We start from the raw sequence: 25,327 nt of genomic DNA on the forward strand, positions 1-25,327 counted from the left end.
CGCTCACCTCCCCTGCTTCCGCAGCAACAGCCGGTGAGTGCCATCGGGCCGGGGCTCGAGTGCGAGCACCTCGTGCCCCTCCTCGCGAGCACTGCGAGGAACGTTCTTCAGCGGCTCGGAGCCTTTGAGGAACACCTCCAGCACCGCGCCAGACCCGAGCGACTCCAGCTTGAGCTTGGTGCGCACGTAGGTCATCGGGCAGACCTCACGGGTGATGTCGAGCGTCGCCGTCACGTCGTGCATTGCGCGGCCTCCTCGGGAGCAACGAGCTGGGGCGTCCGGCCCGGAGCACAGGCAGAGCAGTCCGGCGACCGCTGCACGCGCACCATCCGGCTCGTGAGTGTGGCCCCATCGATGAGATGCAGCCGCGCATCGCCCCGCGCGAGCCCTGCCGCCCCCGAGAGCCGCTCGAGTGCGAGCAAGGCCTGAAGTGAGCCCACGAGCCCTGCCATGGAGCCGAGCACTCCCGCCTGCGCGCAGGTGGGCACGGCATCCGGCGGAGGCGGAGCCTCGTAGAGGCAGCGCAGGCACGGGCCATCCGGATCGATTCTGAAGGCCTGCCCCTGCATGCGGAGCACGCCGCCGTAGATCAGCGGCACCCCGGTGAGCACCGCCACATCGGACAAGAAGAACTTGGTGGCCGTGCCATCGGTGGCGTCGATGACGACGTCATGCGCGCGGAAGAGTGCCTCGGCGTTGTCCACGTTCACGCGCTCGGGAATGGCCTCGGTGCTCAGGTCCGGGAAGGCGCGCCTCAGGCCCGCCACGGCGGACTCCGCCTTGAGCCGGCCCACGTCCGAGGTGCGGTGCCAGAGCTGGCGATGGAGGTTCGTCACATCCACCCGGTCCGGATCCGCCAGCGTGAGGTGCCCCACCCCCGCATGCGCCAGGGCGAGCGAGGCTGGACACCCCAGCCCTCCCGCCCCCACCACCAGCACTCGCGCCTCGAAAAGGCGGCTCACGTGACACTCCTCCGCGTCAGAAGCTTCCCAGGGAGGGCCGAACGAATATCCTCCGGCGCCGCGACGTCCCACCCTCGGTAGCACACTTCACCGCTTCACCGCCCAGCCTCAGAGGCTGAACTGCCAGGACATATGAAAAAGCTGACCGGCGCGCTCGTCCTTTCGCTCTCCCTCCTGATGACCTCCGCCTGCCGCAGTGCTGGCGAGACCCGGGACTCGGAGGATGCCTCCACCCCCGCAGCCGATGCGCAAGCACCGGGAAACACCGTCCAGGCCGGTGTGGACACCCTCCAGAAGGACGCGGGCTCCCAGGACGACGCGGGCTCTGCCACCGTCTCCCCCACCCCGGCCCAGGGCTTGGGTGCGGGGGCCGGCTCCTCGGCGGGCAAGGCCTCGGCCGGCAGCTCTTACGCCGCGACGCTGACCCCAGCCGAGAAGCAGGCGCAAGAGGCCTGCATCGACACGTGGTTGAAGGGCAAGAAGCTGGACCGGTACGGCCACGATGAGGGCACCATGTACGCGGGCGGCTCCCCCATCTTCAACGAGATGACCGGCGAGGCCCGCGAGCGCCTCGACTACGTCTACGAGCGCCAGCCCGAGGCCAAGAAGGCCTGCACCACCGCGGCCCAGAGCACACCGCAGAACAAGAAGGGCATCCCCGAGAAGAAGAAGTAGCCCTGGAGGCCCAGTGTGCCTCCTCGGGCTCCGGGGAGGCATGCGGCGGGTTGGGATTCCCGGAAACCCGGTTGCTCCCTTAAGCTGCCCGCCGTGACCGAGACGCACGCCGCCTCCGACGAGGAGAAACCCGCAAACGATCTGCGCGCCCGCGTGCGCACGGTGCTCCAGCGACGCAAGCTCACGGACAGCGTGTCCGCCGAGCAGGCCGCCGCGTCGTGGGAGCAGGATCGCTTCGTCGCCCGGGCCCGCGCGCTGTTCTACGCGCGCATGATGTTCCTCACCCTGGGCCTGCTCATCCTCGCGGTGCCCACGTGGTCGGGATACTTCGGGCTGAACGGGCCGGTGGCCTTCGCCGGGTACTTCGCGATGCTGCTCTACAGCGTCGCCAACTTCCTGGTCATCGATCACCCCAAGGCGGGCCGCTGGGTGACGTACCTGACGCTCTGCCTCGACCTCATCATCATGGTCGTGCTGATCGCCAAGCCACAGGTGGGCGGCGGTCTCCAGAGCCCGCTGCTGGCCACGCAGCTGCTGTTCACCACCCTGTTCGCCATCCTCTACCCCAAGCCGCTGTCCATCCTGCCGCCGCTGCTGGCGCTGCCGGTGACGACGCGCCTGGACCTGCTGCTCAACCGCTCCGTCACGGCGATCGAGCTGCTGACGCTGCTGTGGTACTCGGCGCTCAACTTCATCATCGTCTACGTGGTGGTGTACCTGAACGAGCGCGAGGCCGCGGCCCACCGCGAGGTGGTGGAGCTCCAGGGCGATCTCAAGGAGCTGGCGGTGGTGGAGGAGCGCAACCGCATGGCGCGCGAGATCCACGACGGCCTGGGCGCCTCGCTCTCGTCGATGATCATCCAGTCCGAGTACATCCTCGGGCTGGCGAAGGACGGCCCGCTGCGCGACGAGATCCTCGAGCTGAAGGCCTCGGCGGAGGAGTCCATCGACGAGCTGCGCCGCAACCTGCGGATGATGCGCGAGGACTTCGAGCTGACACAGGGCCTGGAGGACTACGCCAAGACGTTCCGGGACCGCACCCAGATGGACATCCGGTTCGAGCGCTCGGGGACGCCGAAGAAGCTGTCGCCCGACGCGCAGCTGGCCCTGTTCCGCATCCTCCAGGAGGGCCTGTCCAACGCCGCCAAGCACGCGCAGGCCAAGGTGGTGACGGTGAAACTGGACTTCGGCGAGGCCCGGGTGCACCTGACGGTGCGCGATGACGGCAAGGGCTTCGATCCGAAGAAGACGCCGCGCGGCCACTACGGCCTGTTGAACATGCGCGAGCGCGCGATGAAGCTCGGCGGCGAGATCATCGTGGACTCGGCCCCGGGCGCCGGTGCGATGGTGTCCTTCTCTCTTCCCTGCAACCCCTCGTGATGACCGGAGACCCTGTGGATCCCCAGCCGACGACGCCCACCGCCCCCATCCGCGTCTTCGTGGTCGAGGACCAGACCAAGATCCTGAAGAACCAGCTGCGGCTGCTGGAGGGCCACGCGGACATCGAGATCATCGGCACCGCGCTGTCGGGCGAGGCCGCGATGGAAGAGGTGCCCAAGCTGATGCCCGACGTGCTCCTGCTGGACCTGGGGCTGCCGCGCATGAGCGGCATCGACGTGACGCGGGCGGTGAAGGCCAGCTTCCCGAAGGTGGAGATCCTCATCTTCACGATCTTCGACGAGGAGGACAAAGTCCTCGAGGCCGTGAAGGCCGGCGCCTCCGGGTACCTGCTCAAGGGCGCCACGGTGGACAAGATCATCGAGGCCATCAAGGAGGTGCGCGCGGGCGGCACGGTCATCCAGCCGAACCTGGCGCGCCGCCTGCTGCGGCACTTCCGGGTGGATCCGGATGCCACGCCGGTGCCCGCGGCGCCTCCGCCTCCTGCGCCCCAGGCCACTGCAGCGGCCGCTCCCATGCTGGAGGCGGAACCCCCGACCGAGGTGGAGGCCCACCCGGCCGGAGGCGCTTCGGACGAGCCCCAGCTCAAGCCGCTGTCGGACCGGGAGAAGGAGATCCTCCAGCTGATCGCCAAGGGCGTGTCGAACAGCGAGGCCGCCAAGCTCCTGAACCTGAGCAAGGCGACCATCCGCACGCACCTGGAGCACATCTACCGGAAGCTCGAGGTCACCAACCGCGTGGAGGCCGTCACCGAGGGCATCCGCAAGGGCCTCATCTCCGTGTAGCCAGCCGGCATGGGGCACCGGAGATGAAGGCGCTTGCCAGCGCGCTTCTACGAGGAGGAGCCGTCTGAGGCTCGTTCGGATTCAGACAGCACCCGTGGCGGTTGAGCCGAGTGTATCGCGCGGCTCCCGGCTCCGTCCTGAATCCCATGCTCCCCATTCCTGGCTACACCCTCCGAGGAGCACTCAAGACCACCGGTACCAACCTGCTGTTTCACTCGGTCCGCGACGCGGATGGACTTCACGTCATCCTCAAGACGCCCACAGCCACCGCCGTGGGCCCGCGCGAGCGAGAGCGCTACCGGCGGGAGTTCGCCATCCTGCAGCGGCTCCAGGACGTGCGCGGCGTGCCCCGTGTCATCGCGTGCGAGCAACTCAGGGAGCGCCCCGTGCTGCTGTTGGAAGAGGTCGCGGGCACGCCGCTGTCCGATGAGACGGGCAAGCCCTTCGAGGTAGCGAGGGCCCTGAGGCTGGGCAGCTCCCTGGCCTCCACGCTCGCCGAGATTCACCGCCGTGGCGTCATCCACAAGGACCTCAAGCCCGCGAACATCATCGTCACGGCATCGGGCGAGACGCGCCTCATCGACTTTGGAAGCGCCAGCCTCCAGCTCGTGGAGCACGTGGATGCGCTCCACTCGCACCTCATCGAGGGAACCCTGCCGTACATGTCCCCAGAGCAGACCGGGCGCATGAACCGGGCGGTGGACTACCGCACGGATCTGTACTCGCTGGGCATCACCCTCTACGAGCTGCTCACCGGCGGCCGCCCCTTTTACGGCAAGGACGCGCTCGAGTGGTTCCACGCTCACATGGCCCTGGCGCCTCCGCCTCCCCATGAGCGGGTAAAGGGGCTGCCCCCCACCGTCTCCGCCATCGTCCTGAAGCTGCTGGCCAAGGTCGCCGAGGAGCGCTACCAGAGCGCCGAGGGGCTGAAGGCCGATCTGGAGCGGTGCCTGGAGGGACTGCGCCGGGGCGCTTGCGAGGACTTCCCTCTGGGCCTCTATGACGTGCCCACGCGCTTCCAGCTTCCGCAGCGGCTCTACGGGCGCGACGCCCACGCGGCCGCCCTGCTCCAAGGCTTCGAGCGCGTGGCCCGCGGTGGCCGCTCCGAGCTCATCCTGGTGCGCGGCTACTCGGGCATCGGCAAGTCCGCGGTGGTGCACGAGCTGCACAAGCCGGTGGTGCGCCAGCGCGGCTTCTTCCTCAGCGGCAAGTTCGACCAACTCCAGCAGGACATCCCCTACTCCACCCTGGCTCAGGCCATCCGCGGGCTGACGCAACAGCTGCTCTCGGGCACGGACACGGAGCTGGCGCGCTGGCGCGAGCGCCTGCTCGAGGCGTGGGAGGGCCAGGGCCGCGTCGTCGTGGAGGTGGTGCCGCAGCTGGAGCTTGTCGCGGGGCCGCAGCCACCTGTCCCAGAGCTCTCCCCCTCCGAGGCCACGCACCGCTTCAACCGCGTGTTCCGCCGGTTCCTCGGCGTCTTCGCCTCGCCCGAGCACCCGCTCGTCGTCTTCTTGGATGATCTCCAGTGGGCCGATCGGGCCAGCCTCCAGTTGCTCCAGCACCTGCTCACACACCCCGAGACGCCGCCCGTGCTGCTGATCGGCGCCTACCGGGACAACGAGGTGAGCCCCTCGCACCCGCTGTCTCTCACGCTCGTGGAGCTGCGCAAGGCCGGCGCGGCCATGACGGACCTGCAGCTCGAGCCGCTGAGCCTCGCGGATGTCCAGCGGCTCATCACCGACACACTGCCCGGTGCGGGCCCGGAGACCGTCCGGCCGTTGGCGGCGCTGGCCCTGGAGAAGACCGGGGGCAACCCCTTCTTCCTCCTCCAGTTCCTACAGACGCTCCACCAGGACGGCCTGCTGGTGCGCACCCCCGAGGGCACTTGGCACTGGGATGCCGACGGCGCCCGCGCCAAGGGCTACTCCGACAACGTCGTGGACTTCATGGTCCGCAAGCTGCGCCAGCTCCCCCTGGGCACACAGCACCAGCTCCGGCTGGCCGCGTGCGTAGGCAACGCATTCTCCGAGCGAATCCTGCGCGTCATCTCCAACCTGGAGGACGCCACCGAGGTGGAGCAGGGCCTGGATCCCGCGCTCCAGGAGGGACTGGTCTCGCGCACCGGCCCGGAGCAGTACCGCTTCCTCCATGACCGCATCCAACAGGCGGCCCATGCCCTCATCCCGCCCGAGGAGCGCAAAGCGGTGCACCTGCGCATCGGCCGCCTGCTGCTGGCCAGCCTGTCTCCGGACGAGGTGCAGGCGAACCTCTTCGATGTGGTGGGCCAGCTCAACACCGGCGCGGAGCTGATCACCGATCCGCAGGAGCGCCACCGCGTGGCGCGCTTGAACGCCGAGGCCGGAAAGAAGGCGCAGGCGGCCACCGCGTTCCGCTCGGCGGTCTCCTACCTGGCCATGGCCTTCCAGCTTCTGCCAGGAAACCCCTGGGAGACGGACCCCGAGCTGGCCTTCAAGCTCCAGCTGGATCAGGCGAGCTGCGAGTTCATGAGCGGCAACACCGTTCAGGCCCGCCAGCTCGTGGAGGCGCTGCGGCACCGGGCTCGTACCCGGGTGGAGATCGCTGCCGTCTACCGCTTGATGAGCGATCTGCACCTGGCCGCTGGCGAGATCCAGGCCTCCATCGGCTGTCTCCTGGAGTGTCTGGAGCGGTTCGGCATGCCCATGTCCCCCCACCCCTCCTGGGCAGAGGTAGAGGCCGCGAACGACGAGGTCCGGGCCTTGCTGGGATCGCGCCCCATCGAGAGCCTCCTCGAGCTGCCGCTCCTGTCGGATCCAGACATGGAGGCAGTGCTCAACATCCTCGCCGCGCTGTTCACCCCCTCGTTCTTCACCGACAAGAACCTGCTCATCCTCCACCTGTGCCGGCTGGTCTTGCTCAGCCTCCGCCACGGCAACAGCAGCGCTGCAGTGCACGGCTACGCCTGGTACGGCGTGGTGCTGGCCCCCGCCTTCAAGCAGTACCGGGAGGGCTACGCGTTCGGAAAGCTGGCGTGCGACCTCGTCGAGCGGCACGGCTTCACCGCCTCGCGAGGCAAGGCGCTCTACAGTCTGGAGATCATCAGCTACTGGACGCGGCCCATGGCTCTCTCGCAGGAGCTCATCCGCGAGGCGTTCCAGCACGCGCTCAAGGCGGGGGACTTCCAGGTCGCCTGCTACTGCTGCAACCACATCGTCACCAACCGCCTGAGCATGGGACACGAGCTGGAGGAGGTCCACCAGGAGTCGGTGGCGCGCATGGACTTCGCCCGCAGGGCGGGCTACCGCGACGTGCAGCACGTCATCCACAACACCCAGCGCTACGTGCAGCAACTGCGCGGGCTCGCTCCCGTGTTCGGCTCCTTGAGCGGCGAGGACTTCGATGAGACGTCCTTCGAGGCCGGGCTGACGCCGGACCGCATGAGCACCATGCGGTGCTGGTACTGGATCATCAAGATGCAGGCGCGCTTCATGTCCGGCGCCTACGCGGAGGCGCGAGAGGCCGGGGACAAGGCGGACGCGCTGGCCTGGTCCTCGCTCGGCCACATCCAGTTGCTGGACCTTCACCTGTTCCGCGCGCTGACCCTGGCCGCGTGCCTCGACACCCTGCCCACCGAGGAGCGAGGCCCTGCGCTCCAGGAGCTCCAGCGGCACCACGGACAGCTCGCGGAATGGGCGAGCTACTGCCCGGAGAACTTCCTCGCCCCCGAGCGGCTGGCCTTCGCGGAGCTGGCGCGCGTCACGGGCCGCGAGCCCGAGGCCTTCCGCGCCTACGAGGAAGCGCACCAGGTGGCAAGCGAGCACTGCCTCATCCAGTACGTAGCCCTCTCCTGTGAGCTCGCGGCCCGCTTCTGGTTCGAGCGGAAGATGTCCACGATCGCGGACACCTACGCGCGCAAGGCCTGCGCGGCCTACGTGCACTGGGGTGCGAACGGGAAGGCGAAGCAGCTGTCCCAGCTGTGGCCGCACCTGAGCAGCGAGAGGACCAGAGAGGAGACCGCCACCAACACGGAGTCGTCGCAGCTCGACGCGCTCACGGTGGTGAAGGCTCAGCAGGCCATCTCCGGGGAGATCGTCCTCGAGCAGCTGGCGAACACGCTGCTGCGAGTCGCCCTCGAGAGCGCCGGTGCTCAGCGCGGAGCCCTGATGCTTCCCCGGGGCGGCGCCCTCGAAGTTGTAGCCGTCTCGGGCACGGCTCCCGAGGACACCGGCGCCGGGCCGCCCGAGGCTTCCCTGCCGTGGACGCTCATCTCCTATGTGCGGCGCACGCGCGAGCAGGTGCTCATCGACGACGCCTCCCAGCCTCACCCCTTCTCATCGGATCCCTGGATCGCGCGAGGCCAGGTCCGCTCCGTGCTCTGCCTGCCGCTGCTGCGCCAGGAGGAGCTCCGCGGGGTGCTCTACCTGGAGAACCGCCTGGCCACCCACGCCTTCACCCCGGCGCGCGGCGCGCTGCTGGAGCACCTGGCCTCCCAGGCCGCCATCTCCCTGGAGAACGCGCGGCTGTACGCGGACGTGCAGCGCGCCGAAGCGGCCCTGCGGCAGGCCAACGACGAGCTGGAGAAGCGTGTCGAGGAGCGCACCCGGGAGCTTCAGCAGGCCCAGGTCCAGTTGGTGGAGACGGCCCGGCAGGCGGGCATGGCCGAGGTCGCCACCGATGTGCTCCACAACATCGGCAACGTGCTGACCAGCGCCATCATCAATGCCCAGACGATGAACCAGACGCTGGGGTCCTCCCGGCTGGGGCGGCTGAAGCAGTCCTGCGATCTGCTCACGGAGCACCAGGACACCCTGGCGGACTTCCTCACGAAGGATCGGCGCGGCATGCGGCTGCCGGCCTACCTCTCCGCGCTCACCGACGAGCTGCTCCGCGAGCACGCGGGACTGCAGGGCGGCATGTCGGACATGGGCAAGCACATCGAGCACATCCGCTACATCGTCCAACTCCAGCAGACGTATGCCCGCAGCACGCTCGTGACCGAGGAGTGCGACCCGGCCCGCCTGCTCGAGGATGCGCTCAGCATCCAGATGGCGGCGCTCAAGCGCCACGGCATCCACGTCATCCGCGAGTTCTCACCGGCATCCCGGATCCGGTTGGACAAGCACAAGGTGCTGCAGATCCTCATCAACCTGATCAGCAACGCAAGAAACGCCATGGCCGGGCTGCCCGAGGGCCAGCGCACCCTGCACGTGCGGCTGGGGCAGGTGGGCAACACCCTCCGCATCCAGGTGCAGGACAACGGCATGGGCATCGCGCCCGAGGTGCGCGACCGGCTCTTCTCCCAAGGCTTCACGACCCGCAAGGGCGGGCACGGCCTGGGGCTGCACTCGAGCGCCCTGGCGGCGCGGATGATGGGCGGCACCCTGCGGTTGGAGAGCGAGGGCCCGGACAAAGGTGCCACGGCTACACTGGAGCTGCAGCCCACCTCCTGAGCCGCTTTTTTCCACGGAATAAAGAAAACCGAGGGAGTTCACCTGAGTGAGGTGAACATGAAAGCGATCTCCTTCGCAGGTGCGCTCACACTGGCAACAGTGGCGCTCGCGGATAACTCCGCGGCTCCGCCCCCCCTACCCCTCGGACTCTCTCCCCAGCTCTACAAGCTGACCGTCCCCCAGCCCCCCACCCCGGCTCAGGTGACACTGGGAGAGAAACTTTTCAATGAGAAGCGACTGTCCGCCGATAACTCGGTGAGCTGCGCCACCTGCCACGATCCGGCGAAGGCGTTCGCGGATGGCAAGCCGCAGGCGGTGGGCATCAAAAACCAGGTGGGCCAGCGCAACAGCCCCACCGTCCTCAATGCCCTCTTCCTGGCCACGCAGTTCTGGGACGGCCGCGCCGCCACCCTCGAGGACCAGGCCAAGCTGCCCATCCTCAATCCCATCGAGATGGGCATGCCCTCGCCCGAGGCGGTGGTCACCAAGGTGCGCGCCATCCCCGAGTACCGCGACGCCTTCCAGAAGCTCAACGGCCGCGAGCCCTCGTACGACGACATCGCCAGCGCCATCGCCGCCTTCGAGCGGACCCGCATGGCCGGCAACGCCCGGTTCGATCGCTTCCTCACGGGGAACTCGAACGCGCTGTCCGCCCAGGAGAAGCGCGGCTGGGCGCTCTTCAACGGCAAGGGCCGGTGCAACTCGTGCCACGCGGGCAACGCCGTGTCGCCACTGTTCTCGGACCAGAAGTTCCACAACATCGGCGTCGCCGCGCACAAGCAGGACTTCGTCCAGCTGGCCTCCGAGGCCCTCCGCGTCGTCCGGGCCGGAGACGAGGAGCAGATCGACCGGCTGGCGCTGGAGTCCAAGTTCTCCGAGCTGGGCCGCTTCCTCGTCACCCGGCACGAGAACGACATCGGCAGCTTCAAGACCCCCACCCTGCGCAACGTGGGCGTTACCGGGCCGTACATGCATGACGGCTCGATGGCCACCCTGTGGGACGTGGTCGACCACTACAACAAGGGCGGCATCACCAACCCCTACCTCGATGGGGGGATGCAGCGGCTGGGCCTCACCGAGCCCGAGATCGATGACCTCGTGGCGTTCCTGTTCGCGCTGACTTCGGAGGACTTCGCGGCGCTGGAGAAGAAGGAGCTGACCGCCCAGCGCGCTCGCAAGACCAAGCGCCCGGAGCGGGACACCGCCGTCGCCCTCGGGAAGAAGGGCAACCTGGGCGATCTCGCCCCCAACCCCGACCTCAAGAACCCGGCTGACCTTGGGCTGTATGGGCCGGTCGCGGCCCCGGAGAAGTGACATGCGCAAAGGCGTCAAGAGCATCGAGACGAAGCACTACGAGGAGCGCGACTCCTTCTTCGACGGGCTGCGCAAGCTGGATCGGCGCTCGTTCATGCGGCTGGCCGGGCTGTCCGCTGGCATCGCCGCGGCGAAGGGGCTCATCACCCCTCAGGGGTTCCAGCTGATCAGCGTCGCCGAGGCGGCCACCCCCACCCCCAGCGCGAAGCCGAAGTTCTCCTTCGCGTACATCTCCGACTCGCACCTCTACAAGCAGGAGCTCAACGACCGGTTCGTGCGCTCCCTGCTGCGCGCCGTGGACGACATCAACCGCCTGGATCCCCAGCCGGACTTCGTCCTCTACGGCGGCGACCTCGCGCAGCTCGGGCAGAAGGAGGAGCTGGATCTCGGCAAGCAGATCCTCAAGACCCTCAAGGCGCCCGTGAAGATGATGGTCGGGGAGCACGACTGGTTCCTCGACATGGGCGAGCACTGGCGCGGCCTGTTCGGCGAGCCCCAGTACTCGTTCGATCACAAGGGCGTCCACTTCGTCACGCTGATGAGCGTGAACGAGAAGGACTTCTGGACCGAGCGGGGCATGACGCCCATGGAGCGCATGCAGACGGTGGCCGGCCTGGACAACGGCCTGCAGTCGCGCTTCGAGGTGGGTGCCGCCGGGCGCGAGTGGCTCAAGGCGGATCTGGCCAAGGTGGACAAGAACACGCCGCTCGTCGTGTTCAGCCACTCGCCGCTCTACAAGTACTACAAGCAGTGGAACTTCTGGACGGACGACGCGGACGAGGTGCAGGCCCTGCTCCGGCCGTTCAAGAACGTCACCGTCATCCACGGCCACACGCACCAGCTGCTGTCGAACCAGATCGGCAACATCCAGTTCCACGGCATGCTGTCCACCGCGTGGCCGTGGCCCTACGCCCCCGAGGGCCTGCCCTCGCTCACCGTGCCGATGAACCGCACGGACCCGTTCAGCAACTTCGACGGCTGCGGCGATGGGCGGATGGACGTGCTCGAGAGCGGGCTCGTCGACAAGCTCTACAACCTGTGGGACCGCAACCCGGTCACCGTGAAGTCCTCCTACCTGGCGAGCAGTGGCAAGCAGGATCGGCCCCCCGCCTCCAAGCTCCCCCCCTACTAGGACCCAGCGACCATGCACGTGCGAAACAAACTCGGCATTGCAGCGCTCGGACTCGGGATCGGCCTCGGCAGCCTCGCCACGTGGCAGACGGCCTTCGCGGAGACTCCCAGCCAGAGCCCGAAGCACCAGGTTCCCCGCTCGAAGGACGGAGACGTCGTCGTCGCCCTCTGTGACGGTCAGACCACCTTGGAAGTGGAAGGCGTCAAGGACCCGTCCCAGATCAGCCGCGAGAAGGCACAGGGCATCTCCGACGAGATGATGCTCGCGTGGCGCAAGAAGAACCCGAACGCCAACTGGGATGCGCCGCCGCCCAAGCAGCAGCTCCTCGCCCAGGCGAACCCGCCCACGCCTCCCGCCGCCACCAGCGCCCCGATCAAGAAGGGCGGAACGACGGCCTCCTCGGGCCCAGACGACGCCGCGCGCAAGGCCACCGCCGACGTCCAGGCCGGCCACACCTACGGCGCCTTCAGCGAGCGCGACGAGGCCGTCTGGAAGGAGTCCACCGAGCAGACCGTGCGCGAGGGACACCGCGTGTTCCACGATGCGAAGGCGGTGGGCGGCACCGTCGCCATCTCGTGCGACATGTGCCACCCGGACGCCTCGAACACCCATCCGGAGACCTATCCCAAGTACCAGGTTCAGCTGGGCCGCGTGGCGCTGCTCCGGGACATGATCAACTGGTGCATCGAGAACCCGGTGCGCGGCAAGCCGCTGGCCGATGATGACCCGCGGCTGAAGGCGATGGAGGCGTATATCTACGCCCAGCGCAAGGGTGTGAAGCTGGACTACGGCAAGCACTGAGGAGGAAGCTCAGCCCCCGGATATGTGGAGGCGACGGTCCCAACCCCCGAGAGATCCTGGGTTCGACGGCGAGGCGCTCAGCCACCTCGCCGCGATCCACGATACGGCCCTGCGCCTGTGTAAGGACGCAGCCGAGGCGCAGGATCTCACCCACGACACGTTCGTGCGGGCGCTGAACTCGGCCGAGCGCTTCGAGCCGGGAACCTCCCTCAAGACGTGGCTGCTGACGATCCTGCACAACCTCTACCGCACGCGCCTCCGGGACCGGGGGCGCCACGCGGAAGAGTCGCTGGATGAAGACTCGGTGGACGTGTCGGCGCCTCAGGCCTCTGAGGAGTCCTGGCACACCGTCACGAGCGCCCAGCTCGACGCGGCGGTGACAGCGCTTCCCCCGAAGCTCCGCGAGGTGGTGGTCCTGCGGGACCTGCATGGCCTTTCGTACAAGGAAGTCGCTCAAGTATTGAATCTGCCTGTGGGAACGGTGATGTCACGTCTCCACCGGGGACGGGAATCGCTGAGGGCGCTCCTGGTTCCGATGGTGCACGGCGAGAAGTCCCTGGCCCGGAAGCGAGAAGTGCCATGACGGTGTCCTGTGAAAGCGTGAGGAGCTGGCTCCCGGCGTGGATCGACGGCGAGCGCACACCGCTCTCACCCGAGGACTTCGAGCGGCACCTGGCCGAGTGCGCCGACTGCGTCCGGGCAGCGCGAGACCAGCGGGGGTTCCTGCGAACGGTGTCCAGCGCCTACGTGCCCGCGCCGGTGCCTCCCTCGCTCCAGGCGTCCATCCACCGCAAGGTGAGCTGGCGGCGCGTGTTCTCGCAGCGGGTGGCGCCGCTGGTCGCGGCGGGGGCCATGGCGGCGGCCATCGCGCTCGTCGTCATCACCGCGCTCCGCCCTACCCCGGTGCAAGCCGCCTCGCTGGCCGAAGCCTCGGCGTGGGCCCACGAGGGCCTGGCCTCCGGGGCGCTGCCCTTGGACGTGGCGGCGAGCAACGCGGCGGAGCTGTCCCAGTGGCTCACGGAGCGCGTGGGCTTCACCGTGGTGCTCCCGAAGTTGGAGGACTCCACGCTCGTCTTCAACGGCGCCCGGGTGGTTCAACTGGAGGAGGGCTCGGCCGCCGTCGTGAGCTTCCAGCGCAGCGGCGAGTGCGTGAGCCTGGGCATTGCTCCTCGGCATGCCGCGGGCAGCCCGGCGAATGCGCCCCGGACGGAGCTGTTCCGCAACATGAAGTTCACTACCAGCACTCTCCGGGGCCTCCACGTCATCACCTGGAGCGAGGGCGCGCTGAGCTACGCGCTGGTGTCGAGCGTCCCCTCCACGGGCCGGGCCTCCTGCGCCGTCTGTCACGGGGCGAACTCGGGCCTGAAGAGCGTCGAGGATTTCCACGGGATGCGCTAAGCCCCCTGTCTCCTGACAGGAGGAGCTTCATGACCCGCCGCATCCCCACGCTCGCAGGCTGGCTCACTGCACTCGCGCTGACGGCGTGTGCCTCGACTTCGCCGTCGACCCCGGGAGAGAGCATGGACTCGACCGCCCAGCCCACCACCGGCACCGAGGTGACAGCAGGCCCCTCGACCCCGGCAACGCCTCCGCCTCCGCCTTCGGACCCGGCGCCCGGCGCGTTGACCCAGGTGACGGGATCCGTGATGTACCGCGAGCGCATCGCCCTCACGCCGGACGCTGTGCTTTCCGTCGAAGTGGCGGAGCTGACGCCTGAGGGCAAGCCCGGGACCATCATCAGCCAGCAGGTCGTCAAGGGGCCCGGCCAGGTACCCATCCCCTTCTCGGTGGCCATCAACCCCCAGCGCATCCGCGCGGAGGCCGCCTACGTGGTGAACGCTCGCATCACGGACGGCGCGCGGACCTTCTCGACGACCACGCCCATCCCCGTCCTCACCCAGGGCAGCCGGAGCAGCGACGTTCAGGTGCTCCTGCGCTCCGGCAACTGAGACGGGCACGCCCGCTCGGGCAACCCAGAGCGCCTGACATCCGGCCGTGGCGTTCATGAGGATTGCGCGTAGTCGCTCAAGCGGAGCCGCCGGGTGCGCCGCCAGTAGTCGAACGTGAACCCGGGCCAGATAGCGGAGTTGTGGCCACTCGGCGTCTGGTACCAACTGCGGCAACCTCCGGACTGCCACACCGAGCGCCGCAGCTTGTGCTGCACCTCTTCGTAGAAGCCCGCCTGCACCTCGGACCGCACGTCGAGCCAGCGAAGGGAGCGCGCGCGCAGCTGCTGAATGGCCTGGAGCGCATAACGCGCCTGCGCTTCGAGCATGAAGACCATGGAGTTGTGGCCCAGTCCGGTGTTCGGCCCCATCATCAAAAAGAGGTTGGGGAACCCGCTCACGGTGATCCCCAGGTAAGTGCTCGGCGCGCCGCGCCAGACCTTGTTCAGCTCGCGCCCTTCCCGGCCGACGATCCGGATGCGCGCGAGGTAGCGCGTCACCTCGAAGCCCGTGCCGTACACGATGGCGTCCACCTCGCGCTCGACGCCGTCCCGCGTGCGAACGCCCCGAGGACCGATGGACTCAATCCCCTCGCAGACCAGCTCCACGTTGGGCCGCTGCAGCGCCGGGTAGTAGTCGTCCGACGTGAGCACGCGCTTGCAGCCCAGCCGGTAGTTCGGCGTGAGCAGGCCGCGCAGCTTCGGATCGGAGACGCTGGCGGCGAGGTGCCGGCGAGCGGCCCACTCGACGATCCGGCCCAGCCAGCTCTGGCGCAGGAAGAACGCCGCGTGCCACTCGAGGTTCCAGTAGATGGCCGCGCGGTAGAGCCACGCCACCCCGGGCAGGCGCGCGAAGAGCCGGCGCCGCGACTCGCTGAAGAACGTGTTGAGCCGGGGAAGGATCCACGGAGGCGTGCGCTGGAAGAGGTAGAGCTTTCGCGCCCGGGCCGCGAGCGACGGCACGAACTGGATGGCGCTCGCCCCGGTGCCAATCACCGCCACCACCTTGTCCGTGAGCTCCGCGTCGTGCCTCCAGCAGGCCGAGTGAAACGCCGTCCCCTGGAAGCTCTCGCGGCCCGGGATGGCCGGGTACGCAGGGAGGTGCAGCGCCCCATTGCCGAGCACCAGCGCCCGCGCCCGGATGCGCTGTCCGTCCTTCATGTGCACGGACCACGTGCCCCGGGCCTCATCGAACTCGGCGCCCGTCACCTCGGCGTGGAAGCGGATGTGCGGGAGGATCTCGTACTTGCGCGCGCAGTGCCGCAGGTACTCGAGGATCTCGGCCTGCGGAGCATACACTTGGCTCCACGCAGGGTTCGGCTCGAACGAGAAGGAGTAGAGGTGGGCGGGGACGTCACAGGCCGCGCCGGGATAGGTGTTCTCCCGCCACGTGCCGCCGACCTCGCCCGCCTTCTCCAGGAGCAGGAACGAATCGATTCCCGCCCGCTTCAACTGAATCGCCATCCCCAGCCCGGAGAACCCGGTGCCGACGATGGCGACCTCGACTTCGGAATCCATCATCCTTCCAGACTATCCACGAAGCCCCGGAGGCTCGATGGACCCAAAGAGGCAGCCCCGAGGCTGCCTCCCGGCCAATCACCTGCCCTTACTGCGTGCAGCAGAGCAGCGCGTTGGGCTGGCCCGCGGGCGTGCGGCTCACGCCGGCCGCGTAGCGGCCCACACCGCACTCCCCCTTGAAGCCGGCGGAGTCCCAGTTACCCGAGTCGGTCGACTGGCGGTTGTCCGCGCTGCCGAAGGCCACCGTCTCGCAGGTCCGGCCCTGCGCCGACAGCGTCTGCGGGCAGCAGAGGATGTGGCTGAGCTTGCGGTCCAGAGACTGGGCCACACCGGCCACGTACTCGGCGGGGGCGCACTCGGCGCGCCTGTTGCCAGCGTCCCAGTCCTGGCTGGTCGTGGGCTGCAGGCCCTGCGACGCGCCCCGGTCATCTCCGTTCTCCACGTTGCGCACGGTGCAGCGCGGCGCGTCCGGCGTGGTGGGCGGCGGGTTGGTCTCCGGAACCGGGTGCAGGTAGCGGCCGCTGTCGAGCGGGTCCTTGTAGCAGAGGCGCACGCGCGCATTGCCGGCGCCGGTGTTCAGCTTGGACAGGCCCATGATGCGCTCGCCCGGACCGCACACGCCCTTCCAGTAGCCATAGGCCCAGTCGTTGGACGAGGTGGTGCGCAGCGCGTCCTTGCCGTCAAAGAGCCCTTCGAGATCCCCAGCGCTGTTCGGCCCGCCGAAGTAGGTGCCCGGAATCCAGCAGGCCTCGGTGACGGTGCTGGTGCCAGAGACGCCCGACATGCTGCGGTACTTGTTCCAGCCGGCCGTCTTCACCCGGTACTTGTGGGTGTCCGGGTCCCACGCGCCGCGCAGGCCGAAGGCGTCCGACGTCCCGTCCCGGTAGGAAGCATAGATGGCCACGGGCGTCACGCCGGTGGCCACGAACGCCTCACCCGCGGCGTTCATGCCCGCCGCCATCTGCTGGTACGGGGCGCTGTTCAACGGCAGGCTGTTGGTGAGCGTGCAGGCCTCGATGCCCACGCAGAGGTTCGTCGGAGAGATCTGGAAGCCGAACTCGGTGACGAACGCCTTCGTGTCCGAGGTGCCCGAGGCCAGGTTCGCCCGCTGGGTGGCGCCCTGGATGCCCGTCTTCACCGAGTTCTTCCAGAGGGTGAAGCACGTGGTGTTTCCGTTGTTGATGCAGTTGTAGTCCATCGTGCTGTCGTTCACCGGGTGCATGCCCAGGTAATCGAACGGGCGGATCTTCCCGGTGCCCACGATGAACGCCTGCGAGTTGAAGAAGCCGTTCCAGAACGGGTTGGTCGTGGTGGGCGGCGTGGGAGCTTGGTTGATGGTGAAGAGCGCGTCCTTGATGGCGCCGCTGACGATCAGCTCCGTGCGCGCGTTGGCCTGCTTCCACTCCCACACCCGGCGCTGCAGCCACGCGAAGGCGTTGGGGCCCACGCGGTAGCGGGTCTGGCCGTCCGCACAGGTGTTCTCGACCACGTTCGGATCGTTGCCAATCTCGAGCGCGTCCGCCTTGGCCGAGGTGTTGAAGATGGTGGCCGTCAGATCGTTCAGGTGGCTCACATAGGACGCAGCGAACGCGTCGATGGCGGCCTGATCCGCGTCATCGCCGCAGTACTTCGCGGGGATGCGCACCAGCACCTGGATCTGCTTGGCGTGCGCCTTCTGGACGATGCGCTGGTAGGTGGCCGAGTCCGTGGTCGCCACGTCCGCGTCGATGCGCAGCCACTTGGCGCCCACCTGGTTCATCTCACACATGAACTGCTCGGAGTGCGTGGCCAGCGCCTGGGTCACGCCCGTGTGGATGTTGCCGGTCCCCATGCCCAGGAGGACGCCGTTGAGCGCCTGCTCCTCCTGCATCAGCTCCTCCTCCTGCGCCGGACCCTCCTCCACCTGACCGCACGCCCCAAGAATGGAGGCAGCCATGAGCATGGCCCCCCAACAACTCCTCGCCTTGCTGTATTCGGTCTTCACTCTGCACTCCTATGGCTCCCACCAGGAGCCTCTGACGGGGATGGGCACCGCCGACACACGGGGGGTGACAAGCCGCTGCCCTGACTGCGCGTGCCTCCGCTCTGGCCGTGGTTCCCCTTGGGAAAGGAAGACGACTGATGCGGCCCGGCACAGCAACGCTATGATAATTCAGTGCGACGAAACATCACAAGCCAAATTCGGGGATTTCCTGTAACTCCTCTCATATTGAGAGCTTGTGGCGTGTGGGAGACAGTCACCGAGGGAGACGGATCCGCCGGGACTGCACGGCCTCGGCGCCCCCGAGCGAGGTGAGCACCCGTGCCAGGAGCGTGCGCGCATCCTGCACGGCGCGCTTGCCGAGGCTCGCTTCGAAGCGCTGCTGCAGCTCGGCGCGCAGCGTCCGCCCCGTGTCCACAAGGGTATGGCCCCGAGCGGAGAGCTGCACCCGCCGCACCCGCGCATCCGCCGAGGAGACCGGCTCGAGCAGGCCCAGCTGGGTGAGCTCGGCCACCGTCTTGGACGCGGCCTGCTGCGTCACCTCCAGCAGCGCGGCCAGCTCGCTGATGGAGCGCGGGCCGCCCAGCAGGTGCTGGACGACGTAGCCGTGGGAGTGGCGCACACCCGTGAAGCCGGCCGCGTGGATCCCCTCCAGCACCTGCTCGTTCACCCGCATGCCCACGAAGAGGGCCAGGTACCCCAGATCCAGCTCCTCGAGCTTCACCTCCGGGCTCTCTGTCTCATGTGCCATGGCCCGAAGGTCTTGCATACACAACCTAGGTTGTGCAACCTTGGTTGTGTATCAAGCCCAGGAGAGCACCATGTCCACACCGAACCTCGACATCGCCCGCCGTTTCGTCCAAGCCGTTGAGCGGGGCGCCACCGCGGAGGCGCTGCGCCCGTTCTTTGACCCGGCCTTGTCCCATCACGAGTACCCCAACCGGCTCTTCCCGAAGGGCGTGAAGCGGGACGTGCAGGCCATGCTGGAGTCCTCGGAGAAGGGCCAGAAGGTCCTCTCCTCCCAGCGCTACGAGATCCGCGGTGCGGTGGCCTCCGGCGACGAGGTGGCGCTGGAGATCGACTGGACGGGAACGCTCTCGGTGCCCCTGGGGACGCTGAAGCCGGGGGACACGCTGCACGCCATGATTGGCCAGTTCTTCACGTTCCGGGACGGCCGCATCGTCTCCCTGCGCAACTACGACTGCTACGATCCCTTCTAAGCTCCGAAGCCTCGGGCCCCTGCCCTCCAGGGCGACGGACCGTCGACCAGATTACAACCTGCCCAGAAAGTTCCACCTGTGGCGCGTGCTCCCTCCTTATAATCGCGTGTGACGGAGGGGGGGCCGTACAGGTTGTCGCAGTGCCGAGGACAACCGCCTCCGGGAGTTGCTGTAACCCTTCACCCTACCCGGGAGCGGAGCGATGACGCTCACGTCAGAGCAAGCACTGCTCGCACACCAACACCTCCTGAAGGCGATGACGGAGGTCCAGACGGCCTTCGCCCAAGGCCATCCGGCGCCGAGGCTGTTCGATCTGCTGCTCGGAGCCGCGCTGGAGCTGACCGGCAGCGAGCACGGTTTCGTGGGCAAGGTGGTGTCCACCCCTGGAGGCCCTCCCACCCTGACGGTCCACGAGCTCCAGAACAAGGAGGGCCTGACGTTCAGCGACCTCCAGAGCCTCTGCACCGACGTGCTCACGAGTGGCCTGCCGGTGGTGTTCCCCCTCCCGGACCTGGAGCCGCTCCACGGTACGGCACCCGAGCGGCCCGAGCCCCTGCGGAGCTTCCTGGGCTTGCCGCTGCACTCGAGCGAGGGGCTGGTGGGCCTCATGGTCCTGGCCAACAGACCGGGGGGCTATGACGACTCGCACCTGGCCCTCCTGCAGCCGCTCCAGGCCACCTGCTGCGCGGTGCTGCTGGGCTTGCGCCAGGAGCAGCGCCAGCGCGAGACCGAGGACGAGCTGCGGCAGGCCCAGGAGCGGCTGCTGGCCACCGAGCGCATGGCCTCGCTGGGAACGCTGACGGCGGGCGTGGCGCACGAGATCAACAACCCCCTGGCGTACATGCTCAGCAACCTGAACTACGTGAGCGAGGAGCTGCACAGCATGGTCAAGTCGGGCGAGCGCCTCACGGGCGCGCGCGCGCAGGACGTCCTGGAGGCGCTGGGCGAGACGCTCTCGGGGAGCATGCGGGTGCGGGACATCGTGAAGGACTTGAGGCTGTTCTCCCGGGCGCCCCGCGAGCAGCAGGGGCCGATGGATCTGCACGCCCTGCTCGACTCATGCGTGAACATCGTGTGGGGCGAGCTCAAGCACAAGGGGCGGCTGGTGAAGGACTACGGCGATGTGCCACCCCTGAATGGCAACGAGTCCCGGCTGGCGCAGGTGTTCCTCAACCTCATCGTCAACGCGGTGCAGGCACTGCCTCCGCGAGCGTGCGAGGCCTCCAAGATCCGGATCTCCACGCGGCACGAGGATGGGCTGGTGATGGTGGCCATTCACGACACGGGCACGGGGATCAGAGAAGAGCACCTGGGCCGGCTGTTCGAGCCGTTCTTCACCACCAAGCCCGCGGGCGAGGGCACGGGGCTGGGGCTCTCCATCTGCCAGAGCATCATCAAGGCCATGGGGGGCCGCATCTCGGTGGAGAGCCAGGTGGGCCAGGGCAGCACCTTCCGCGTCTTCCTGCCGGTGGGCACCGGCACGCTCATGCTCTACGGAAGCGCCGCATAGTCGAGTTCGGCGCCCTGCGCGCCTGGGATGATCTTCACCTCGCGCTCCCGCATATGATCGACGAGGGCCGGGAAGAGGTCCAGCACGTTGTCCGAGCGCACCACGGACGGCAGCTCGCGCTCCTCGGAGAGCAGCGCGCCCGTGCTGCCCAGGCGATCCATGGCGCCATGACTGCCCGCCGTACCGATCTCGTTCGCGCTGCCGACCGGGGCTTGGTAGCCCACGGACATGAAGGGATGGCGGTAGGACACGAGGATGTCCGCCGGGAACTCCACACTGATGGGCTCGAAGGCCGTGCGCGCCCGGAAGAAGAAGTCCGGGTAGGTGCGCTCGACGCTGAGCGCGAACAGGGCCTCATCCGTGAAGACGCCGTGGTCCGCACCAGGCGGCAGGAAGATGGGCAGATCGAGCGCCTCCCAGTTCCCGTCGCTCGGCAGCCAGTAGGAGTCCGTTCCGGCCTCGTAGGCGAAGCTGGCCAGGAGGGCGCCCTCGCGCCAGACGCCCACCCACTGGAGGCCCTCCGGATAGCCCTCGCGAGGCTCTCCGCGCGAGAAGACGAGATCCGCCGCCGCGCACGTGGAGGCCAGACGCGCCACCTCGGAGATCCGCTCCGGGCGGGCATGGAGCGCCACGTAGGTGACGCGGGTGTGAAGGATGGCCACCGTCGCGGGCCCGTCCACCTTGTCCGCCTCCTTGAAGGACTCCACCGTGGCCACGCCCGCGTCATGGAGCTGGTCTCGGAAGTCGACCACCTTGTCCGGCGGCTTGGCGACGCCATCGATGCCGTGATCTCCAAAGAGGGTGAAGATAAAGGTGCGCTCGGGGTGCTCGCGCTTGAAGCGCTCGATGCGGTCGCTCAGGGAGACGAGCGCGTTGACCACGTCCTCCTGGGAGCGCAGGTGGCCCACCACATCCGTCTCCAGCACGTAGGCGCTGAAGGTGTCCTGCACCTGGCTGCGGCCCTCGAGCGCGACGAAGAGGTTGTCGAGCCCTCGGTAGTATCCATAGAAGGGCCGGTCGTAGCTCCAGAGCGCGTCGAGGTAGGCGCTCGCGTGGTAGTCGAACGCCTTGTAGTAGGCGGGCGTCTGGGCGTACGCGGGCAGCGTGAAGGGCAGCTCTTCCAGCGGCGGCACGAGGTGCACGAGCAGCCCGCCAATGGCCTTGTTGTAGACCTTGTCCTTCACCGGATCGAAGTGGCCGAACTCGAAGCCCGCGAAGCGCTGGGTGTGAAGGATGCGCGTCCAGCTCGCATCACTGGTGGCGGGGAACATGGGGATGAGGCGCGCGAGGTTCGCAGCCGGGAAAGCCCCCTGCTCTCTCGCCTGGGTGACCGTGGCGTGCGAGAGCCCATCCAGCCCCAGGTACACGCGCACCACGGGGTTGAGGGAGGCGTCGCCCTTGGCGGGGACGCTGTTCATCATCGCGTAGTGCTCCCAGTCGCATGCGGGCGCGGCGAGCCCCAGCAAGAGGAGCGCGAGCACGAGGCGTCTCACAGGTAGGCCCCCAGCGAGAACAGCGGGCTGGCCTGACGGCCCTCCCGCATGAAGCGGTAGAAGTAACCGATCTGGGCCTCGAACCAACTGCGCCGGTAGCAGTAGGAGGCCCCGAGCACGTTGAAGTCATGAATCCAGAAGCCCACCTCGCCGATATGTGCGCGGAACGTGTGGCGCTGGAAGGCCATGAACTCGGCGACCAGGGTGGCGCCGGGCACCACGCGCTTGCGGTAGGGCCCATCGTCGAAGATGCCCATCAGCGTGGCGGTGCCGTGCAGATACAACCAGGGGAAGGCCTCGTACGAGGCCGTGACGCCCACCGGCACCACCGTGAGCAGGATGTCGCGGGTGTCCAGGCGGGAAATGTAGTTGCTCGAGGTGAAGGCCTCGCTGGAGCCGGGCAGGAAGACGACGAACTCGGCGTGGGCGGCCACCGCGAGCTTCTCTTGCTCCAGCAGCCGCACCTTTGCGTGGATGTTGGGCGTGCGGAAGATGAAGGACAGCGGATGCGTGCCCAGCTGTCCGAAGCCGAGGATGCCGAACTCCGCGTTGCTGGTGCCCAGGAACATGCCACCGTGGGGCAGCACGTGGGCGGTGTTCTCCCAGAGCGGATAGAGCGAAGTCAGCGGGGAGAGAGGCTTCTCGGGCTCCTGGGGCTTCTCGGGCTCCTGGAGCTTCTCAGGGGCCTGAGGCGTCTCGGGCGTGGAGGCCGCAGCCTCTGGTGGAGCCGCGGGCGAGGCGTCAGCGGCTGAGGTGACGGGCTCGGAAGCGGGAGCACTCGTGGCGAGGAGCAGGCCGAGCAGGAAACAGAGAGGGGTACTGAGGAACAAGCGCATCACGGCGGCGCATCCAAGCGTGAGCCCCTCGGGATGGCAATGGTTGGGTGCTGGGCGAGCCATTGGCTAGTGTCTGCCTCGTGGCCACACCTTCCCCGAAGACGTGCGTCGCATGCGGGCGACATATCGCCCCGAGCGAGCTGTATTACCGCTTCACCCTCGTGCTCCAGGGCGAGCAGGACGTGCTGGAGCCCTCGGGGAGCAGCGGCACGGGCGAGGAGCTCGCCTCGCTCATGCGGAAGCTCGAGGAGGGGCCGGAGGATCCCCGCGAGTGGGAAGAGCAGGTGCACTGGGAGCGCACGGGCGTCATCTGCGCCGCGTGCCGAGCGGTGGTGATGCGCACACTCGCCCCACCCTCCTCGGGTGAGACAGACCCCCACTGAGGCATCCCACCGGCTGCTGGGTGTAGGCTGTGCCTGCATGAAGCGACTCCTGCTGCCCGCCCTGCTCCTGCTCTCCTCCCCGGCCTGGGCGGATATCCCGCCCTCTGACGACTGGCCTCCGCCCGCCGAGGATCCGAAGCCCGCCGAGGCCCCAAAGCCCTCTGCGGCACCGAGCCCCCAGCACGAGACCGCCTCTGAAGTGAAGGGCCGGACGGGCTGCATGGCGGCCGCGAGCCTCTCTCTGACCCTGGCCGCGCTCGCGGCGGGTTGGCTCCTTCGCGACAAGCGCCGGATCGCATGAGCGCGGTGGAGTCCCTGCTCGCGCCCGCGGACGCGGTGCGTGCGAAGGTGTACCGGCTCCTGGCACCGTGGGCGGGGCCGCTCTTCGCGGATCGGTCCCGCCGGGTGGCGTGGTTCGGTGCGGCGCAGGTGGTGTTCGCCTTCTTGCTCACGCTCGCCGCGCCGCTGTGGATGCTGGCGCTGGGACCGGTCCTGCTGGGCGTGCCGCATCTCGTCTCGGATGCGCGGTACCTCGTCGTGCGCCCGGGGCTGCACCGCCGGACCCTCCTCGTGGTGCTCTGCGGCGCGCCGCTGCTGGCGACCTGCTTCGGGGCTGGGCCGGTGATGGGGTTGCTCGCGCTGCTCCCCGCCATCCTGTGGGCGCGGGGGCCCTGGCAGCGCAAGGGGCTGATGCTGGGAGTCTGGGCGACGCTCACCAGCCTCGCCTGGGACTTCGGAGCCACCTTCCAACTGGTCTTCGCGCACCTGCACAACGGGGTCGCCGTGGCGCTGTGGTGGTGGGCCTGGAAGGAGCGGCACGCGCGAGCGTGGGCTGTGCCGCTGCTGGCCGTGGCCGGAACGGTGCTCCTGATGCTCGGGGCCGCCGAGCCCGTGCTGACCGCATTGGGTGGCTGGAATGCGCCGTGGACAGGTTCTTCCTTCGCGCAGCACGCGGAGGCGCTGGCGCCCAATGCGCCTCCGGTGCTGGCGTTGCGGCTGGTGCTGGCCTTCGCGTTCCTGCAATCCGTGCACTATGGCGTGTGGCTGCGGCTGATTCCGGAGGATGACCGTCCGCGCGCGGCACCGAGGCCCTGGCGAGCCACCTGGCGCGCCCTGGTGGAGGACTTCGGCGTGGTGCCACTGACGCTCTTCGTGGCGCTCGCGTTGGGGATCGCGGTGTGGGGCGTAGTGGATCTCACACAGGCGCGGCTGGGGTACCTGCGGCTCGCGGTGTTCCACGGCTACCTGGAGCTTGCCGTGGGGACGCTCTGGCTCATCGAGGGCCGGCGCGCGTGACAGCGTGGCTCATCGCCTTCGCGTTCACCCAAGCCGTGGAGGTGCCGATCTACCTCCGCGCCAAGGCGGGCTGGCGCGCGGCCGTGCTCGCCAGCACTCTCACCCATCCGGTGGTGTGGTTTGGGTTCGCCACGGTGCGTGGCTGGGTTCACAGCTACTCCGCCACCGTGGTCGTCATGGAGGCCTTCGCGATCATTCTCGAAGCGATCTGGCTCTCCTCGCACAATGTGAAGCGCCCGTTCCTCTGGAGCCTGGGAGCCAACCTCACCAGCGTCACGTTGGGCTTCGCGTCCCGCGCCCTGTTCGGCTGGCCGTGACCCGAAACGACGGGTTCGATTCCCGCCGCTTCCACACAGAGCAACCCGCCGCTCCCAAGCCCTCTCCCTCTGAGAAAGGGGGCAGGTCGTACATCTCGGTACACGCTGGAGTTGTGGAACGGGCTGACGGTCTTCCTGTACGGCAGCAAATCCCAGCGGGGCACCGAGGTGGCCGCTCTCTTCTACTCGCTCATCGAGACGGCCAAGCTGCGCGGGGAGGAGCCGGGCGACTACTTGCTGCGCGCGGCCCTCGCCGCCATCGAGCACCCTGGCACCGTCACTCTTCCTCAAGGCTGCGACTGACGCCCGCTCGCCCCTGGCCAGCAGCCCTG

24 protein-coding genes are annotated in these 25,327 nt (G+C 68.3%); 17 read left to right on the forward strand and 7 right to left on the reverse strand.

The genetic code is table 11. The features are described from left to right. Positions 1–3 precede the first annotated feature (3 nt). Together DB31_RS10735 and DB31_RS10740 are read right to left on the reverse strand one after the other, a co-directional pair. A complete protein-coding gene (locus DB31_RS10735; RefSeq protein WP_044185925.1) occupies positions 4–243 on the reverse strand; it encodes a sulfurtransferase TusA family protein in 240 nt (79 codons plus the stop codon). Further along, the gene (locus DB31_RS10740; RefSeq protein ID WP_044185926.1) at positions 231–962 is read right to left on the reverse strand and encodes a HesA/MoeB/ThiF family protein; all 732 of its coding nucleotides are present in this window, start codon (positions 960–962) and stop codon (positions 231–233) included. The genes DB31_RS10735 and DB31_RS10740 overlap by 13 nt, the downstream gene beginning before the upstream one ends. A 132-nt stretch (positions 963–1,094) precedes the next feature. Between DB31_RS10740 and DB31_RS10745 the strand changes: the two genes are divergently transcribed. The 10 genes from DB31_RS10745 to DB31_RS10790 all read left to right on the forward strand — a co-directional run bounded on the left by DB31_RS10745 (position 1,095) and on the right by DB31_RS10790 (position 14,445). Then, the gene (locus DB31_RS10745) at positions 1,095–1,637 is read left to right on the forward strand and encodes a hypothetical protein (protein ID WP_044185927.1); all 543 of its coding nucleotides are present in this window, start codon (positions 1,095–1,097) and stop codon (positions 1,635–1,637) included. Positions 1,638–1,730: 93 nt separating this feature from the next. Further along, positions 1,731–3,017: a sensor histidine kinase gene (locus tag DB31_RS10750; protein ID WP_044185928.1), complete on the forward strand. Its 1,287-nt coding sequence runs from the start codon at positions 1,731–1,733 to the stop codon at positions 3,015–3,017. Then, positions 3,017–3,820 (forward strand): response regulator, encoded by an 804-nt coding sequence (locus DB31_RS10755; RefSeq protein WP_044185929.1) that lies wholly within the window; start codon positions 3,017–3,019, stop codon positions 3,818–3,820. The genes DB31_RS10750 and DB31_RS10755 overlap by 1 nt, the downstream gene beginning before the upstream one ends. A gap of 146 nt (positions 3,821–3,966) precedes the next feature. Then, positions 3,967–9,249, forward strand: coding sequence for a trifunctional serine/threonine-protein kinase/ATP-binding protein/sensor histidine kinase (locus DB31_RS10760; RefSeq protein ID WP_044186261.1), 5,283 nt, complete (start codon positions 3,967–3,969; stop codon positions 9,247–9,249). Positions 9,250–9,306: 57 nt separating this feature from the next. Next, positions 9,307–10,563 (forward strand): cytochrome-c peroxidase, encoded by a 1,257-nt coding sequence (locus DB31_RS10765; protein ID WP_083968114.1) that lies wholly within the window; start codon positions 9,307–9,309, stop codon positions 10,561–10,563. Position 10,564: 1 nt separating this feature from the next. Further along, positions 10,565–11,695 (forward strand): metallophosphoesterase family protein, encoded by a 1,131-nt coding sequence (locus tag DB31_RS10770; protein ID WP_083968115.1) that lies wholly within the window; start codon positions 10,565–10,567, stop codon positions 11,693–11,695. Between the two features lie 12 nt (positions 11,696–11,707). Beyond that, positions 11,708–12,496: a c-type cytochrome gene (locus tag DB31_RS50425; protein WP_240486623.1), complete on the forward strand. Its 789-nt coding sequence runs from the start codon at positions 11,708–11,710 to the stop codon at positions 12,494–12,496. A 22-nt stretch (positions 12,497–12,518) separates the two neighbouring features. Next, on the forward strand, positions 12,519–13,079 hold the full coding sequence (locus tag DB31_RS10780) for an RNA polymerase sigma factor (protein WP_044185931.1): 561 nt from the start codon (positions 12,519–12,521) through the stop codon (positions 13,077–13,079). 17 nt (positions 13,080–13,096) lie between these two features. Further along, positions 13,097–13,894, forward strand: a complete 798-nt coding sequence (locus DB31_RS10785) for an anti-sigma factor family protein (RefSeq protein ID WP_169787028.1) — start codon at positions 13,097–13,099, stop codon at positions 13,892–13,894. A 29-nt stretch (positions 13,895–13,923) separates the two neighbouring features. After that, complete coding sequence (locus tag DB31_RS10790) at positions 13,924–14,445, forward strand: YbaY family lipoprotein (RefSeq protein ID WP_044185935.1); 522 nt, start codon at positions 13,924–13,926, stop codon at positions 14,443–14,445. A 53-nt stretch (positions 14,446–14,498) separates the two neighbouring features. On the opposite strand, the gene DB31_RS10795 is transcribed toward DB31_RS10790, so the two are convergent. The 3 genes from DB31_RS10795 to DB31_RS10810 form a co-directional block, all read right to left on the reverse strand. Beyond that, positions 14,499–15,962, reverse strand: coding sequence for a flavin-containing monooxygenase (locus DB31_RS10795; RefSeq protein ID WP_205628487.1), 1,464 nt, complete (start codon positions 15,960–15,962; stop codon positions 14,499–14,501). An 85-nt stretch (positions 15,963–16,047) separates the two neighbouring features. After that, the gene (locus tag DB31_RS10800) at positions 16,048–17,901 is read right to left on the reverse strand and encodes a hypothetical protein (RefSeq protein WP_240486624.1); all 1,854 of its coding nucleotides are present in this window, start codon (positions 17,899–17,901) and stop codon (positions 16,048–16,050) included. 295 nt (positions 17,902–18,196) lie between these two features. After that, complete coding sequence (locus DB31_RS10810) at positions 18,197–18,691, reverse strand: MarR family winged helix-turn-helix transcriptional regulator (protein WP_044185942.1); 495 nt, start codon at positions 18,689–18,691, stop codon at positions 18,197–18,199. Positions 18,692–18,761: 70 nt separating this feature from the next. Between DB31_RS10810 and DB31_RS10815 the strand changes: the two genes are divergently transcribed. Both DB31_RS10815 and DB31_RS44680 read left to right on the forward strand, forming a co-directional pair. Then, entirely contained in the window at positions 18,762–19,160 is a 399-nt protein-coding gene (locus DB31_RS10815) for a nuclear transport factor 2 family protein (protein ID WP_044185943.1), read from the forward strand. A 202-nt stretch (positions 19,161–19,362) separates the two neighbouring features. After that, the gene (locus DB31_RS44680) at positions 19,363–20,670 is read left to right on the forward strand and encodes a sensor histidine kinase (RefSeq protein WP_052419860.1); all 1,308 of its coding nucleotides are present in this window, start codon (positions 19,363–19,365) and stop codon (positions 20,668–20,670) included. On the opposite strand, the gene DB31_RS10825 is transcribed toward DB31_RS44680, so the two are convergent. After that, positions 20,652–22,151, reverse strand: a complete 1,500-nt coding sequence (locus DB31_RS10825) for a hypothetical protein (protein WP_240486625.1) — start codon at positions 22,149–22,151, stop codon at positions 20,652–20,654. The genes DB31_RS44680 and DB31_RS10825 overlap by 19 nt on opposite strands. Positions 22,152–22,159: 8 nt before the next feature. Further along, entirely contained in the window at positions 22,160–22,999 is an 840-nt protein-coding gene (locus tag DB31_RS10830) for a hypothetical protein (protein ID WP_052419861.1), read from the reverse strand. Between the two features lie 80 nt (positions 23,000–23,079). On the opposite strand from DB31_RS10830, the gene DB31_RS10835 reads away from it, so the two are divergent. The 5 genes from DB31_RS10835 to DB31_RS10855 all read left to right on the forward strand — a co-directional run bounded on the left by DB31_RS10835 (position 23,080) and on the right by DB31_RS10855 (position 25,298). After that, entirely contained in the window at positions 23,080–23,382 is a 303-nt protein-coding gene (locus DB31_RS10835; RefSeq protein ID WP_044185944.1) for a hypothetical protein, read from the forward strand. 37 nt (positions 23,383–23,419) lie between these two features. Next, the gene (locus DB31_RS10840) at positions 23,420–23,683 is read left to right on the forward strand and encodes a hypothetical protein (RefSeq protein ID WP_044185945.1); all 264 of its coding nucleotides are present in this window, start codon (positions 23,420–23,422) and stop codon (positions 23,681–23,683) included. Next, complete coding sequence (locus DB31_RS10845) at positions 23,680–24,678, forward strand: hypothetical protein (protein ID WP_044185947.1); 999 nt, start codon at positions 23,680–23,682, stop codon at positions 24,676–24,678. Before DB31_RS10840 ends, DB31_RS10845 begins: the two co-directional genes overlap by 4 nt. Next, entirely contained in the window at positions 24,675–24,995 is a 321-nt protein-coding gene (locus tag DB31_RS10850; RefSeq protein ID WP_044185950.1) for a hypothetical protein, read from the forward strand. Before DB31_RS10845 ends, DB31_RS10850 begins: the two co-directional genes overlap by 4 nt. 111 nt (positions 24,996–25,106) lie before the next feature. Further along, entirely contained in the window at positions 25,107–25,298 is a 192-nt protein-coding gene (locus DB31_RS10855; RefSeq protein WP_044185952.1) for a hypothetical protein, read from the forward strand. Positions 25,299–25,327: the final 29 nt, after the last annotated feature.

The sequence above is a fragment of the Hyalangium minutum genome (genome assembly GCF_000737315.1).
Taxonomy (GTDB): Bacteria; Myxococcota; Myxococcia; order Myxococcales; family Myxococcaceae; genus Hyalangium; species Hyalangium minutum.